Genomic DNA, 14,626 nt, shown 5'->3' on the forward strand with positions numbered 1-14,626 from the left:
ACCGCACCGGGGCAGATTACGGTGCATGCTTCGCAGAAGGTGTTTGAGGGGCCGGGGCGGGTGGGGTATCCGCTGCCAAGCTTGCCGCAAGGCGAACTCGAATTGCACGAAGGCGCGCATTTCTCGCTCTGAGTTAGCACACAGGCGCAGTGAACTTCCGATAACTGTATCTTGCCAAATTGAATCAATATGCTTATAAGCCCTCCATTTCTGATTGCCCAAGCTGCAAATCAGACTGAACACGACTGGATAAATACTTGCATGGCCGGCGGCGCATTTGGAGATGGCGGCTTCCCTGTTAGCGCATATCTCGGCTGGCACGGCGGTCTACATCTGGATGCACCAATGAATGGCAACGTGGCCGAACAAGTACGTGCCATCGCAGACGGAACCATCGTCTACGTGCGCCAACCTACTGGACGACCCGACGATACCGTGACACCACACCCACAGATGTACCGAGGTCAATGGACAGACAACGGCTTAATCATCATCCGGCACGACACAGAAATTGGTGAAGGCGACAACGGCAAAGTCAGTTTCTTTTCCATTTACATGCACCTACGGCATATTGAGAGCACCGTAGCGGCTGGCCGCAACACATACCGGAAAGCGGTTATCGGGGACGCTGGCCACATTTATGGTGTACAAAACAAAATCCATTTTGAAATTGTCTGTGACGACGCCAACTTGGCACGCCTAACTGGCCGAGCCAATGGCGATCTTGCGCTAACAACCAACGGACGTACCGATGCCATCTATGGCCAGATGTATTTCCACTTGCCTGCAGGAACACCCGTCTTTGCAGAAAAACCACTTGACAACAATGCCAGTGCAATGCACCAGCCGCCTACGCCACACGGCCAGCCCAAACCACCAGCAGTAGCGCTCCAAGCCTCGTACACCAGCACCGAAGCGCTGATCGTAGGTCTGCGTTATGCACAAGGCCAAGGTGACGCAAACAACAGAGGCTCGGCCTACCTATGCACGTTTCAGCTTGATGGCTCCGTTATTGGCCCGGCATCTAACAGCAACGCGGCTGCCCCCGACGAAGCTACCGCTGCACTGGTGGAGGCAGACGCGGAATACAAGCTCTACACCAGGGCAACCCAAATCAGCGAAGCCTACCCCACAGGCGCTCGACCGGCGCCCAGCGCGGTCTATGAGCTACTACGATTCGGCAGGGTCATTGGCCCAGACGCACTGACACCTGCCACCGTTCCCCATTGGCGAGAGGTTCGTTACCCAGGCGGACAAGGCTGGGTCAACCTCAATGCAGCCAATATCCATAAATTCAGCGATGCAGACTTTCCGCACTGGAAAGACTGGAAACACATTGCCGACGACACAGACCCAGATTGCCGTTGCGATTCAGCCCTGCTGAAAGGCCTGTTACGAAACACGCCCAATGAGCAATTGACAGACGCTGAACTCCGAGCTCGTGCCGCCTTGCCAGCCAAAGCTGCAAAGCTCAAGAAGACCATCTGCAAATTTCCTACGGAGTGGGATGCAAGCACTGTTGATGTGCGGTGGGGATGGCTAAAAACCGTGGACGCCAACCCGCTGAGTGACGACGATTTTGAAGTGCTCCGCGCGCACATTACCGCTATGGCGTTCTGGCAAGCCGCCAGTCCAAGACTGATTGGACCACCCGGTGCAAACAATGCCCCGGGCACGCCTCTGCCTGCTATGCACTGGCACTTTGAGCCAAGGGAGTTTATTAGGCACTTTCGGATGTGTGGGTGGTTGAGCAGAGATGAATTGAAACGCATTTATCCTGACGCGAAATTTCCGACGCGAGCGCTAACAACTGAAGGGCTAGGGAGAAATCCAAATTCCGTACGAGATATGTACCGGCTAGAAATAAACAAAGTCATACGAAAATACTTAATTAATTCACCTATTCGCATGACCCATTTTTTTGGCCAAGGCGCAGTTGAATCCATGTATCTATGCTTAATGGTAGAGGGATCGGCAAACTTCAGTCGCAACCCCACGCACGCAAGTTTTCAACCGGAAACAAACGGATATTACAACCCTGCGCAGCCAAATTATTTATTTTATCTAGAAAACAGATTAGGCAATATCGAAACCGGAGATGGTCCGAAATTCAGAGGGCGAGGAATGAAGCAACTTACTGGCAGAGATAATTACAGTAAATATTGGGTATATAGAGGCTGGCTCAATCCAGATTCATTCAGAAAACCCTGGTGGAACCCGGCAAGACCAAATATCGCACCAAACATAAATCATCCTGAAAATTTATCATTAAACTCATTTAATGCAATAGATGCAGGTGGATGGTATTGGGAAGCAGGAGCATCGAGCAACGGGTTCAGATCTATAAATTCAATTATTACAAGTCCTACAATCGACCGAACATCAGTTCGAGAAGTAGCTAGAGCCATTAACGGAATTAATCGTTCGACAGGGGATCCAAACGGTCTAGCCGATCGACTAACCGCAACAGAAGAAATAGCAAAAATAATTACGGATACGCCATGAAAAAAATATTCACCCATATCTACTACATACCGTTTTTGCTTTCATGCAATTTAGTGCACTCAGAAACAATTCTTGAGAATCCTAGATTTTCCATCGAAAAAATAGAGGTCAATGATTTATTGGTAAAAAATAAAAAATACAATTCAGATTACACCAGCACCCAATGTATTCAATTTTTCCAAAAATCAAACCAAAAATATATGGGTGATATGTGCCTAAGCAGCAATCTTGATTTCTTGAAAGACATGGGTATAGAAAATAATATCAATGACTCCAATCCACCCGAAGAAAAATATACAATATCAACAGGCACATCTCAATACCCCATGAATGCCTCCAGCAATTCCTCGAAGAAATTATTCAGCGCTTTAATAGATTGCGATATAAAAAATGGCGTCATCTATCGCCCAACAGCAACTTGCTGGGCCACGCTTTACCCCCTAAACAAAGAGACATATATTTATAGTAATTTTTATACAAAAAATGAAATTACCAAAAAAACAATAACACCAGAATCGACAATTATTGAAATTTGGAAAAAACTAAAAGTAATCGACAAAACCCCGTGAACTACGTGACTCGAAAAATAAAATGGGCCGTTCCAATCTTAGGAGCAGTAATTTTATTATCCAGCATAGTAAATGCAGAAACAACCTCTCAAACATTGTGTTTTGCGAGTCAGAAGAACAAGCGCATAGAACTTGTTTTGCGGAAATATCTCGACACAGATATTCAACAAGAAGTTGGCGCACTTGTAAAATACAGCACATCAAAGAACACGATCCCACTTGTCTACATTGATGACAGTACAACTGATGAGTTCATGGACTACGAATTGCACTGGCTAGAGTTATTTGATGAGAAAATAACTGGCGAATATCGTCTTTTGAAACCTAAAAATGCAACTATTTTTGGGGCTTACGTGATATATAAAAATATCAAAACCGGGAAAGAGGTTGTTTTTTCCCCTTCAGGCAAATCGGACAGCGACTGCGTTGCAATGCTTAGATAACGTACCACTTTTATACAATTTCCAATACATTTGTAATACCGGCGATTAGCCAAGCATGTGACTCAGGTCCATCACAGCCAGCGCAGTTGCTGGAAAGGCCTCAGCACCGTGCGTCCCGGCATCCGCTTCGCCGGCATAGGCAGTCCATACCAAGACAGCGCCAGCAAAGACCCGGAACTGCTCGCACTCTGCGTCACCATCATCGGCATTAACAGCCTGTCCCGCCCGGCCCAGGAAGCCCTGGCCGAACTATTCGGCCTTATAGACCAGTTGCTACTGCAGCTGTGGGATGAGTTGCTGCAGCAACTAGCGGTGCAAAACACAAGCGCCGAATTGGCCACTGGCGCAGGTAGTGCCGGCGTCAACTGCTGCAAATTTCATAGCGAATGCACGCCATTCCACGGGGATCTGATCCCCACGCCAGCCCCCATCGCCTGGTTGGGGGTTAAGCATTCTCTGCATAAATGCGCCTTGCATCCCATCCCGATCCGCACCACCACATCCCCACCAAAGTTATGCAGGGCATCCTTAACTATTCACCCGCTTCTTCAGCCATCGCATCAAGCCACCCACCACGGGCAGCTTTTCGTACAGCTCCTCGGCCGCATCCCAGTAGTCGCGGTGTAGGGTGATGCGGCCGTCCGGCCCCAGCTGCAGGTGCGATCCGCCGTGGATGGTCTGGGTGACGGTGGGGCTGAAGCTTTTGAAGCGGAACTGGAAGTCCCAGGTCAGGAAGCACTGCGGGCCGCTGCTGATACGCTCTAGCACCACGAAGCGCGGCCCATCCAGGGTGTCGAACATATGGCGGTAGATGCCCTGGATGGCGGGTAGGCCTTGCACGTCTTTGAACGGGTCCTTGAAGCGCGCGTCGGCGGCGTAGATGTCGCCGCAGCGCGCCACCGAGGTGGGGGTCAGCGTCTCGAAGAAATCGACGATGGTCTGGAGGGGCGACTTAGTGTTGCACATGGCGCATAGTGGTGGCCTTAGGGGCCGGGTTGTGGTTCCTAAAATCCTCGCCAAATAACCTCTTGGCCCAATGCGTAAATACGGCATTTCACTTTGCTAGATTTTTGGCACCTGGCCAGGGCTCTTTCCTGGATGTCTTGGGGATCGCCAGGTTTCACCTGATCGCTTGCGGAGGCGGCTCCCCACGTACCAAAAGGACCTAGAGCGAATGCCCGGGGCGACGTGCTCGTCACAAAGCTGCGGTACCCAGCGGTGCCATCGGGGCCGAGCCCTGGCACCGTAGACGCGTCGGCAATATGGGGAAGAGTAAATGCCTCCGGTGCAGGCATGCGGATGGTTGCCACATCTAGAACCCTGTCTTCCCGCATTGTTTCCAGAATCTTTTTCAAAGCCTCATCGGCGACCTGGCCCATGAGTTCTGGTGTGTCTATACGGCCATTGGTTGCTACGCCGGAACTCCAAAGCAAGCCAGCTTTACGGCTGTAAAGCTCTGCTGCCAGCACGAGGTGGTGCACGCTGGAGTTGTACCTGTATTTTTCCTCGCGAATGCGTAGAACGTAGCCGCAGCAATCAAACGCCGAAGCCAACAAGGATGCGTTCGGTTTAATTTCCAACTCGATTCGCATGGTGGGTATCTGAATACCATTTTCCAAAAAGATGGGCTTGATGCGTTGCTCCAGAATTGGAAAGAGCATGCGGGAGTAGCTATTCGCACGCTCAACTTCGTGGGCATCTCCCTCTTGAAAGCTAGCGCGTTGAAAGTAGACAGCCATGCGCTGGATAGGCTCACCGGGGGTCTTTGCAGACCTGGTGGTAACAGTGGCAACGTTGGTGGTACTGCATGCGCTGAGCAGAACCGTAAGGACAAGCAAGCTGACCGCAATGCTTCGATGCAAGAAGTGCTTCATAGAATAAATACGTGGAAAACGATGGAATTTCAGAAAGCAGGTTTTTTTGAGCTTAACCAGCAACCGGAAAGATAGCGCCAGCGTCCATGCAAAGCGGCGCTGAAGCTAGAAAGATCCGCCGTGTGCGGTTTTAAAGCCCCGTCATGCCGCGTACTGCCCGAAAGTAGGCGCTGTAGGGTAGCAGGCGCAGGGCCTTCATCCACAGGGTGAAGCGTTTCGGGAAGTGGATTTCAAACGCGCCTCTTGCCCAGCCGGCCAGCATGGCGGTGGCGGCCTGCTCGGGGGTGATCAGGGCTGGCATCTGGAAGTCGTTCTGCGCGGTCAGCGGGGTTTTGACGAAGCCGGGGCAGACCAGGCTCACGCCTATGCCTTGGTCATGCAGGTCCAGGTACAGGGTCTCGGCCAGGTTGATCAGCGCGGCCTTGGTCGGGCCGTAAGCCAGGCTTTGCGGCAGGCCGCTGTAGCCGGCCACGCTGGCGACCAGGCTGATGTGGCCGCTGCCCTGGCGCAGCAGTACGGGCAGCACTGCGTCGAGCATGTGCAGCACGCCCACGTAGTTGACCTGCAGGTGCTGCTGCATCTGCGCCAGGTCGAAGGCGGTAGCGCGTTGGGCGCGGTAGTAGCCGGCGCAGTAGACCACGGCGTCGATACGCCCCAGTTGGCCCAGGCTGAGCGCGGCGGCCTGCAGAGCGGCGTGGTCGGCCGTGTCCAGCGGCAGGGCACGAGCGCCCGGGTGCTGGTCCACGAAGCGCTGCAGTGCGTCCGCCTGGCGGGCCGACACCACCACCTGGGCGCCCTGGCCGTGCAGCGCCTGCGCCGTGGCCAGGCCGATGCCGCTGGAGGCGCCGATCAGCCACACGGTTTTGCCGTGCCAGTCGGTGATGCGAGGGTTGAGTGACATGCTGCCTACTATGGTTTTGATAGCTGCCTGCGCAGGTTATGTGTGCGCTAGCGGCCGATTTGGCTTAACGTTTCGTGAAGGACAAAGTTACGTCGCCCAGGTGAATGCCGAGCTTGGACATGCGGGCCTTGTTCAGCATCACGCGCTCGGTGACCAGGTACATCCAGTCGTCCATTTGCACGTTGTAGACCGAGCCGTCCACCGGCAGCGCCAGGGTGTAGTTCCAGTGGAAGGCGTTGCCGTTTTCTTCGCCCAGGGCCGCGCCCACCACGTCGTCGGCCCGGCCGCTATACCTGACAGTACCGTGGCCATCGGCCTCGCGGTGCAGCCGCCAGATGCGCTTTTGCGTGCTGCCGTCGGAGTAGCTGAAGGTTTCGTCCAGCATGCCGTCGTCGCCGCTCCAGCTGCACGCCATGACCACGGTGAAGCGCTTCACCACCTTGCCGGATCGGTCTGTGAACACGCCGTAGGCGTCCAGCGTGCCGTTGAAGTAGCTGCGCAGGTCCAGCTTCGGTGTTTGGCCCGCGTAGTCGGCCACCTGGGGGCCCGCGCAGCCGGCCAGGGCGGTGATAGCGGTGGCGGCGAGTAGAAGACGGCGTTTCATGGGGATACCTCGGGGGTTGGACGGACGATGAGCCAATACAGAGCGGCGGCGGCCAGGGCTTTCAACACGCAGGGCAGCAGGCAGTAGACGGCGCTGAGGGCGCGCAGGGCGGGCGCGTCCTGCGCGCCGGGTGTGTAGCCGGCCAGGGCCAGCAGCGGCAGGGCCAGGCCGGCGGCCAGCGCCAGGTTCAGCTTGGTGGCGAAGTTCCACCAGCCAAAGTACAGGCCGGTGGCATTGCTGCCAACGCCGCCATGCTGGGCATCTTTGACCACGCCCGCCAGCAGCGCGCTGGGCAGGGCCAGGTCGGTGCCCAGCGCAGCACCCGAGGCCACGCAGACCAGTAGAAAAGCGGTGCTGTCGCCCGAACCCAGCAGGCTGGCGCCGATGAAGGTGGCCACCGACAAGCCCATGCCGACCAGCCAGGTGCGCGCCAGGCCCAGGCGCTCCACCACCTTCAGCCAGAGCGGAATGGACAGCGCCGCGCAGATGAAATAGGTGGCTAGAAACAGCGGCTGTAGGGCGGCTGCGGCCTGCAGCCGGTCTTGCACAAAAAACAGCACCAGGGTGGCAGGCACGGCGCTGGCAATGCCGTTCAGCAGAAACACCGCCAGCAGCCGGCGAAACGCCGGGTTGCGCCAGGGTTGCCACAGCGCTGCGGGGCTGGCGTGCGCAGCCGCTGCGTGGGTGGAGGGCGCAACCGAGCGGCTCCAGGCCCACCAGCCGGCAGCCAGGCCCAGCACCAGCAGACCCACGGTCGCGGGCAGGCCCAGCAGCACCGGGGCTACGCTGGCCGTGACCACGCCCACCAGGCCCAGGCCTTCGCGCCAGGCCACGATGCGGCTGCGCTCGGCCTCGCTGCCACCCAGCAGCGCGGCCCATGACTGGTGCAGCACGCCGAGAGTGCTGTAGGCGGTATAGGTCAGCACCAGCAGCGCGCCGGCCCACAGCAGCAGGCCCTGCGGTGTGCTGGCCCTGGGAAAAAACAGGCCGGTAAAACCCAGCGCCATCAGCAGTGCGGCGCCCGCCGCCACCGCCAGCACGGCACGGTGCGAGGTGGCAAACAGCCGGTCGCCCCAGCGGCCCAGCAGTGGGTCCACCACGCCGTCCAGCAGCCTGGCTGCCAGCAGCAAGGGGCCCAGCAGGGCCAGGGGCACGCCCAGGGTGGTGGCGTAGTGGTTGGGTAGCACCACGTACAGGGGCAGCGCCACAAAGGCCAGGGGCAGGCCCATCAGGCCGTAGAGCAGGCCGTTGCGCGGGGTGAAAGCGGCGGAGGATGTCACGGCGTGGCGGTCAGCAAGGCCTTGCGCATGGCCGGCTCGGAGGTCTGGGGTGACAGCCAGATGCCGAAGAACAGCGCGGCAAAGTTGCCGTCGCGGATTTCGCCGGTGGGCTGGCCATTGGTCAGGAAGTGCGCGGTCTGCGTTTGCGGCTCGTAAATGCCCAGGATGCGGTCGCCCTTTTTGACATCCGGGAAGGCAGCCTCCAGCTTTTGCTGCCAGGCCTGGGCCTGGGCGTCGGGAATGCTGGCGCTGCGGCGCATCTCGCCTATCGAGCGGCGGGCGATGTCGGCGCGGCTGAAATCACGCAGGTAGCGCAGCTCCAGAGCGAAGGGCGTGTCGGCATAGCGCGCGGCCTGGAAGCCGGGCGCCACCCAGAGCTGGGCGTCATACACCTCAAAGCCCCACACGCGTAGGCGCGTGCTGCCGCTGAGCGTGGCTTGCGGTACGGCCTGGGCCACCGGTGCGGGCAGGTCTGCCGCCCACAGATTCAAGCAAAAAAGGCCTGCGGCGCAGGCAATACCTGCGCAGGAAGCTACTTTTTTAATAGCGTGTACTGAACTAGATTGATGTTGCCCTTGTCGAAGGCGGCTTCGCAGTAGGCCAGGTAGAACTCCCATAAGCGCATAAACCTTTCGTCAAAACCCAGTTGCAGCACCTCGGTGCGGGCGGCCAGAAACTTGTCGCGCCAGCGGCGCAGGGTCTCGGCGTAGTCGGGGCCGAAGGCGAACTCGTCCACCACCTCCAGCCCGGCCGCGGTGGCTTCGCGCTTGAACTCGCGCGGGCACGGCAGGCAGCCGCCGGGGAAGATGTACTGCTGGATGAAGTCGGTGCTGCTGATGTAGCGCTCGAACAGGCTGTCGTCGATGACGATGCTCTGGATGCAGGCGCGGCCGCCGGGCTTGAGCAGGCGGGCCACGGTCTGGAAGTAGGTGGGCCAGTATTCGCGGCCCACGGCTTCCACCATCTCGATGGAGCAGATGGCGTCAAACGGCGCGTCGGCGATGTCGCGGTAGTCCTGCAGGCGCAGGTCGGTGCGGCTGCCTAAGCCCAAGCGCTCGCCCAGCTGGTGCATGCGCTGGTTGGCAAAGGCCAGTTGCTCGGTGCTGAGGGTGACGCCTGTGACGCTGGCCTTGAATTCCACCGTGCCCATCTCGGCCAGCGCGCCCCAGCCGCAGCCTATCTCCAGCACGCGGTCGCCCTTTTGTACGTTGGCCATGCGCAGGGCGCGGCGCACCTTGGCGTTTTGCGCCAAGCGCAGCGGCTGGTCCAGCGCGCCCTCGAACCAGGCGGACGAGTAGTTCATGCTGTCGTCCAGCCACAGGCTGTAGAAGGCATTGCCCAGGTCGTAGTGGGCGTGGATGTTCTTCTGGCTGTTTGCCTTGGTATTGCGGTTCAGCAAGTGCTTGATGCGGTACCACAGCCGGCCTATCCAGTGGCCGTAGACCACGTCCTCAATCTCTTGCCGGTTGCAGATGAAGACGGTCAGCAGGTCGGTCAGGTTGGGCGTGGTCCAGTCGCCAGCGATATAGGTTTCGGCCACGCCGATGTCGCCAGACTTGAGGGCTGCCGCGCAGACGTTCCAGTTCTTCAACGTCATGGCCGCGGTGGGGGCGTCGCCGTGCTGCTGGTGGTTGCCGAAGACCTGCATGCTGCCGTCGGGCAGCTGCATGGTCAGGCTGCCATGGCGCAGGCGCTGCAGCAGCTGCAGGGCGCTGCGGGCGGCGGCCGGCGCGTCGGAGGGAATGGCGAAGCGTGGGGCGGTGGTGCTGATGGGCATGGGCTCTATCTCGTCACAAAATCTTGGGGTGGCTGGGGCTTGCGGAAGAAGGGCACGCGCTGGCGCCACAGCTTGAAGGCTTGCCAGTGGATGCGGGCCATGACGCCCAGGGTCATGGCCGGGTAGCGCCACAGGGCGCGGCGCATGCTCGCGGCCGTCAAGGGTTCCAGCGTGCCGCTGACGCTGGTCTCGATCAGCGCGCCCTGCACGTCGTCGTAGTCCACCCGGGCCACGGTCTTGTCGCCGGCCCGCATGAAGCGGAAGCGGTAGCCGCCTTCCACCGGGCAGAACGGCGAGACGTGGAACACCTTGGCGGCGTTCAGCTCTAGGCCATAGCGGGGCTGGTCCAGCACATAGCAGTGGCGTTCGCCAAAGGTGTTGTTGACCTCGACCACGATGGCGCGCAAGGCTCCATCGGCGCGGTGGCAGTACCAGAAGCTCACCGGCTTGAAGGTGTAGCCGAACACACGCGGGTAACAGTGCAGCCAGATTTCGCCATCGGCGTCTGCAATGCCTTCGCGCTGCAGCAGCGCTTCGACCCAGGCCAGCGCACTGCCTTGACCGTCGCCGTGGTCGGCGTCATAAAAGCTCAAGGCCGCGCGGCGGTTGATGGCCAGCGGGCTGCCGGCCAGCGAGCGCATGGGCAGCATCAAAAAATAGGTGGGGTAGGCAAAGGCATGGCGCACCGGCCGTAACCGGGTATGCCGCACTTGGCCAAAGCCGATCAATGGTGCCCCCACGCTTCTCACTGCGTGTAGTGCGCTGCCCCCCGAGGGGGTCGTGCCTGTGGCGTTCATACCCTCGCCTTGATCTGCTCGGCCACGGCCAGCCCGGCTTTCAGGCCGTCTTCATGGAAGCCGTAGCCCATCCAGGCGCCGCAGAAATAGGTGTTCTGCTGGCCCTGCAGCGCCGGCATGCGTTTTTGCGCCGCGATGGCGGCCAGGTCCAGTACCGGGTGTGCGTAGTCGTAAGTGCCCATGACATGGGTACGCGCGATCTCGCGGATTGGATTCAAGGAAACCACCACCGGCTGTTCCCACGGCAAGGGTTGCAGCTTGTTCAGCCAGTAGTGCAGGCACACGCGGGATGCTTCGGTCTCGGTGGCCGGCGCGCGCTCGTAGTTCCAGGCGGCCCAGGCCACCGGGTTGCGCGGCAGCACCGAGGCGTCGGTGTGCAGCACCGCCTGGTTGGCGTGGTAATGGATGGCGCCCAGGGTGGCGGCCTCGGCCTGCGTGGGCTGGTCCAGCAGGGCCAGGGCCTGGTCGGAATGGGTGGCCAGCACCACCTTGTCGAAGCGGTCGCTGCGTTGGAAGCCGTGTTCCTGGCTGGCGATGAACACGCCGTCGGCGCGGCGTTCTATGCGCTGCACGGGGCTGTGCAGGCGCTTGTCTTGGATGCGGGCCGTGATCTTGTCCACATAGTGGCGCGCGCCGCCGGTCACGCTCCACCACTGGGGCCGGTTCAGCACCTGCAGCAGGCCGTGGTTATGGCAGAAGCGCACCATGGTGGCCACCGGAAACTGCAGCATTTGCTCCGTGGGGCAGCTCCAGATGCAGCCCATCATGGGCAGAAAGTACCAATCGCGGAAGGCGCTGCCAAAGCGGTGCTGGGCCAGGAAGTCGCCCAGTGGTTGCGCCAAAGCTGCATCGTTGTTGCCCAAAGCCAGCTGGGTGCAGAGCTTGTTGAAGCGCAGCAAGTCGCGCAACATGCCCCAGAAGCGCGGGTTCCACAAATTGCTGCGCTGGGCGAACACGCTGGACAGGCGGCTACCGCTCCATTCCAGATGCTGTGGCCCGGGGATCTGGGCCGAGAAAGACATATCGGTCTTGCTGGTGGCCACCTCCAGCTGCTGGAACAGCGCAATCAGGTTCGGGTAAGTGCGTTCGTTGAACACCAGAAAGCCAGTGTCCACCCCATGTGTGACCGGCCCCTGCGGCGTGGGCAGGGTCAGGTCCACCGTGTGGGTATGGCCGCCAAAGTAGCTGCCCGCTTCGAACAGGGTGATGTCGGCGTGGTCGTGCAGGGCATGGGCCACGGCCAGGCCGGAGATGCCGGAGCCGACGATGGCCAGTCGCATGCGCGCTGTCATGGCCGACCGCCAGCAATGAGGGTGAGGAAAGTGGCCGCGAAGCACCCCGGAGCGAACAAGGGAGTGAGGGAGGAGGAGAACCGCCCTGGGGCATCGTGTCCACGCGCAGAGCGCGGACTGCTTCGCTGCCAATAAAAACAGGTTGCGCGCATAGCGGCAACACGGGTAGTGACAGCGGCTGGGGCTAAAAAGTTCCCCCAAGCGTACCGGGCTGGCGACATTGCGGGAAATAGGACTGTGGATCGCATGGTGCGATAATATACCAATCAGTCACATTGCGACCAGTAAGTTATATTTAAGTCGTTACAGGTTTGTTTACTTGATGGTTTTGAGAATAAATGTCATCTGCACCGCCTAGAATGAAACCAGCTATGAAGGACTGCCATGCTCTACCCTGAACTTTTCAAGCAACTCGAAGCTGTACGCTGGAATATGGAAAAGGATGTTCCCTGGGCCGACTTCGATCCGGCGCTGCTGACCGAAGAGCAGGCCCAGACCATCAAGATGAACGCCATCACCGAATGGGCGGCCTTGCCGGCTACCGAGATGTTCCTGCGCGACAACCAGGACGACAGCGACTTCTCGGCATTCATGTCGATCTGGTTCTTTGAAGAGCAAAAGCATTCGCTGGTGCTGATGGAGTACCTGCGCCGCTTCCGCCCGGACCTGGTGCCCACCGAAGAAGAGCTGCACGACGTGCGTTTCGAGTTCGACCGGGCCCCGCCGCTGGAAACCCTGATGCTGCATTTCTGCGGCGAGATCCGCCTGAACCACTGGTACCGCCGCGCCAGCGAATGGCATTCCGAGCCGGTCATCAAGAACATCTACACCAAGCTCAGCCAGGACGAGGCCCGCCACGGTGGCGCCTATCTGCGCTACATGAAGCGCGCCATCGCCAATGTGGGCAACGAGGCGCGCACCGCCTTCACCAAGGTGGGTGTGCTGATGGCCAGCGCCCGCCGCACCGCCCAGGCCCTGCACCCAACCAATCTGCATGTGAACGAGAGCCTGTTCCCGCGCGACACCATCCAGAGCCGCCTGCCCAACCCCGAGTGGCTGGAGCACTGGCTGGACACGCAGATCAAGTTCGACGCGGTGTGGGAAGGCAAGGTGGTGGACCGCATCCTGCACAACCTGAGCCTGCTGATGGACCGCAGCTTCAAGACCGTGCAGGAGCTGAACCGCTACCGCAAGGAAATCACCCGGGAACTGGCCGAAGCCACCCCTCCCGTAGCATCAGCCTAGCGTCGAGGCGAGCTATTATCTTTCCAGAGATACCGCAGAACCGGCTCCGCCGGGCTGCTGGTATCGCCCCCTGCAAGGGGGTTGGCGAAGACACGCAGTGCGTAGCCTGGGGGTGTTCTATATCAGCGCCAGCAGCTTGTGCAGCTGCACTTGCACCCGCACGTCGCGGTGCAGCACATGGGCCACGATCTTGTAGTTGGGGGTGTTGGTCTCGCGCACGATCAGCTCGCCGGTGGGCATGCCTTCGCGGTTCACCAGCACGGCCACGCGGGGGGCCGTGGTATTGGCGCTGCGGCGTATGACCGCCGCGATTTCACCATTCGCCAGGCGCACGAAGACCCCGGGTGAATACACGCCCACGGCCTTGATGATGGCCGCGCCCGCCTCGTCCACGTTCTTTTCCTCGTCGTAATAGCAGGCCTGCATGGCCGTGGTTGGCGGTATGGAGTCGCGCCCCACGCGCGGCGACAGCCGCGCAATGAAAGAGTCGGCGCGCTGGATCAGCCGGGACATGCGCAAGGCCACGGTCTTGGCGTCCAGCGGGCCGGGGGCGCGGTCATGGTGGTGGCGCACGGCCAGCAACCAGTCTTCGTTGTCCACGCCCAGGGCCAGCAGCATGGTGAAGGCGCGCTGCGGGTGTTGCTCCACCATCTCGATCTGTTGCGCCGTCATGGCTTGGTTTTGCACCGCCAACTGGTCTTGCAGTGCGGTCATGGCGATGTTCATGGTCAGCACGGCCCGGCCCAGCGTGGCGTCATGCTCGGGCGGCCAGTTCAGCACATCGCGCGCGGCCATGCTGCACACCACGTACACCAGCATGGCGTGGGTGGCGCTGTACATGTGCACCTCGGTGGCGGCCAGGTGCATCAGCGCGCACAGGGTGGCGTCGGGGTGCAGCTGCACCAGGTTGTGCAGCTCGTTGTACAGCTTGTCCAGCCGGGGCAGGAAGTTTTCGGCCTGCGGGTCGCGCAGCAAGGTGTTGGCACGCATCTGCAGCGCCGTCCAGTCCGGAATGCCCGAGGCTTCTGTGGGCTCGACCGGCGCCAGGTCGTCGGCACCCAGCTGCATTTCGGCGATGTGGCCCAGCGTGGTGTCTGTGCGCACCATGTCGTACAGCTTGCCCACATAGGCCCGGTGGTTGTCGGCTGCGTCCACGTCCACGCACAGCGTCATGCCGCGCGATGTCCAGTAGGTAATCTCCTCGCGGCGGGTGATGGTGTAGCCCTTGTTGGCCAGCAGCACGCCGTTTTCATTGCGCAGGGTGAATGGCAGCGGCTGCCCCAGGCGCAGGGTGCTGAGGTTGACGGGAATGAGGTTCATGGTGGCAATGCCTGGGTGT

The 14,626-nt window shown here is 59.8% G+C and carries 14 protein-coding genes; 4 read left to right on the top strand and 10 right to left on the bottom strand.

What is annotated here, in order from left to right:
* Positions 1-261 precede the first annotated feature (261 nt).
* Genes AC07O2_RS09485 through AC07O2_RS09495 form a run of 3 tightly spaced genes read left to right on the top strand, consistent with a single transcriptional unit; the run spans position 262 to position 3,517 of the window.
* Entirely contained in the window at positions 262-2,505 is a 2,244-nt protein-coding gene (locus tag AC07O2_RS09485; RefSeq protein ID WP_495075492.1) for a M23 family metallopeptidase, read from the top strand.
* The gene (locus tag AC07O2_RS09490; RefSeq protein ID WP_495075493.1) at positions 2,502-3,074 is read left to right on the top strand and encodes a hypothetical protein; all 573 of its coding nucleotides are present in this window, start codon (positions 2,502-2,504) and stop codon (positions 3,072-3,074) included. The genes AC07O2_RS09485 and AC07O2_RS09490 overlap by 4 nt, the downstream gene beginning before the upstream one ends.
* The gene (locus AC07O2_RS09495) at positions 3,071-3,517 is read left to right on the top strand and encodes a hypothetical protein (RefSeq protein WP_495075494.1); all 447 of its coding nucleotides are present in this window, start codon (positions 3,071-3,073) and stop codon (positions 3,515-3,517) included. The genes AC07O2_RS09490 and AC07O2_RS09495 overlap by 4 nt, the downstream gene beginning before the upstream one ends.
* Positions 3,518-4,045: 528 nt before the next feature.
* Here AC07O2_RS09495 and AC07O2_RS09500 read toward each other — a convergent pair.
* From AC07O2_RS09500 to AC07O2_RS09540, 9 genes are all read right to left on the bottom strand, one after another.
* Entirely contained in the window at positions 4,046-4,483 is a 438-nt protein-coding gene (locus tag AC07O2_RS09500; RefSeq protein ID WP_495075495.1) for a nuclear transport factor 2 family protein, read from the bottom strand.
* A 38-nt stretch (positions 4,484-4,521) separates the two neighbouring features.
* Positions 4,522-5,391 carry a hypothetical protein gene (locus AC07O2_RS09505; RefSeq protein WP_495075496.1) on the bottom strand — a complete coding sequence of 290 codons (870 nt, stop codon included), beginning with the start codon at positions 5,389-5,391 and terminating at the stop codon, positions 4,522-4,524.
* A gap of 130 nt (positions 5,392-5,521) precedes the next feature.
* Positions 5,522-6,292 carry an SDR family NAD(P)-dependent oxidoreductase gene (locus AC07O2_RS09510; protein WP_490591799.1) on the bottom strand — a complete coding sequence of 257 codons (771 nt, stop codon included), beginning with the start codon at positions 6,290-6,292 and terminating at the stop codon, positions 5,522-5,524.
* A gap of 64 nt (positions 6,293-6,356) precedes the next feature.
* Positions 6,357-6,896, bottom strand: coding sequence for a DUF3833 domain-containing protein (locus AC07O2_RS09515; RefSeq protein ID WP_495075497.1), 540 nt, complete (start codon positions 6,894-6,896; stop codon positions 6,357-6,359).
* Entirely contained in the window at positions 6,893-8,176 is a 1,284-nt protein-coding gene (locus AC07O2_RS09520; protein WP_495075498.1) for an MFS transporter, read from the bottom strand. The genes AC07O2_RS09515 and AC07O2_RS09520 overlap by 4 nt, the downstream gene beginning before the upstream one ends.
* Positions 8,173-8,667 (bottom strand): chalcone isomerase family protein, encoded by a 495-nt coding sequence (locus AC07O2_RS09525; protein WP_495075499.1) that lies wholly within the window; start codon positions 8,665-8,667, stop codon positions 8,173-8,175. The genes AC07O2_RS09520 and AC07O2_RS09525 overlap by 4 nt, the downstream gene beginning before the upstream one ends.
* A 41-nt stretch (positions 8,668-8,708) precedes the next feature.
* Positions 8,709-9,953, bottom strand: a complete 1,245-nt coding sequence (locus AC07O2_RS09530) for a class I SAM-dependent methyltransferase (protein ID WP_495075500.1) — start codon at positions 9,951-9,953, stop codon at positions 8,709-8,711.
* 5 nt (positions 9,954-9,958) lie between these two features.
* On the bottom strand, positions 9,959-10,750 hold the full coding sequence (locus AC07O2_RS09535; protein ID WP_495075501.1) for a DUF1365 domain-containing protein: 792 nt from the start codon (positions 10,748-10,750) through the stop codon (positions 9,959-9,961).
* Entirely contained in the window at positions 10,747-12,030 is a 1,284-nt protein-coding gene (locus AC07O2_RS09540; RefSeq protein ID WP_495075817.1) for an NAD(P)/FAD-dependent oxidoreductase, read from the bottom strand. Before AC07O2_RS09540 ends, AC07O2_RS09535 begins: the two co-directional genes overlap by 4 nt.
* 396 nt (positions 12,031-12,426) lie before the next feature.
* Here AC07O2_RS09540 and AC07O2_RS09545 point away from each other — a divergent pair, with 396 nt between their 5' ends.
* Positions 12,427-13,287, top strand: a complete 861-nt coding sequence (locus tag AC07O2_RS09545) for a ferritin family protein (protein ID WP_495075502.1) — start codon at positions 12,427-12,429, stop codon at positions 13,285-13,287.
* A gap of 117 nt (positions 13,288-13,404) precedes the next feature.
* Here AC07O2_RS09545 and AC07O2_RS09550 read toward each other — a convergent pair whose 3' ends face one another.
* A complete protein-coding gene (locus AC07O2_RS09550) occupies positions 13,405-14,607 on the bottom strand; it encodes an HD-GYP domain-containing protein (RefSeq protein ID WP_495075503.1) in 1,203 nt (400 codons plus the stop codon).
* Between the last annotated feature and the right edge of the window lie 19 nt (positions 14,608-14,626).

It is taken from the genome of Rhodoferax sp. GW821-FHT10B06, assembly GCF_059415605.1.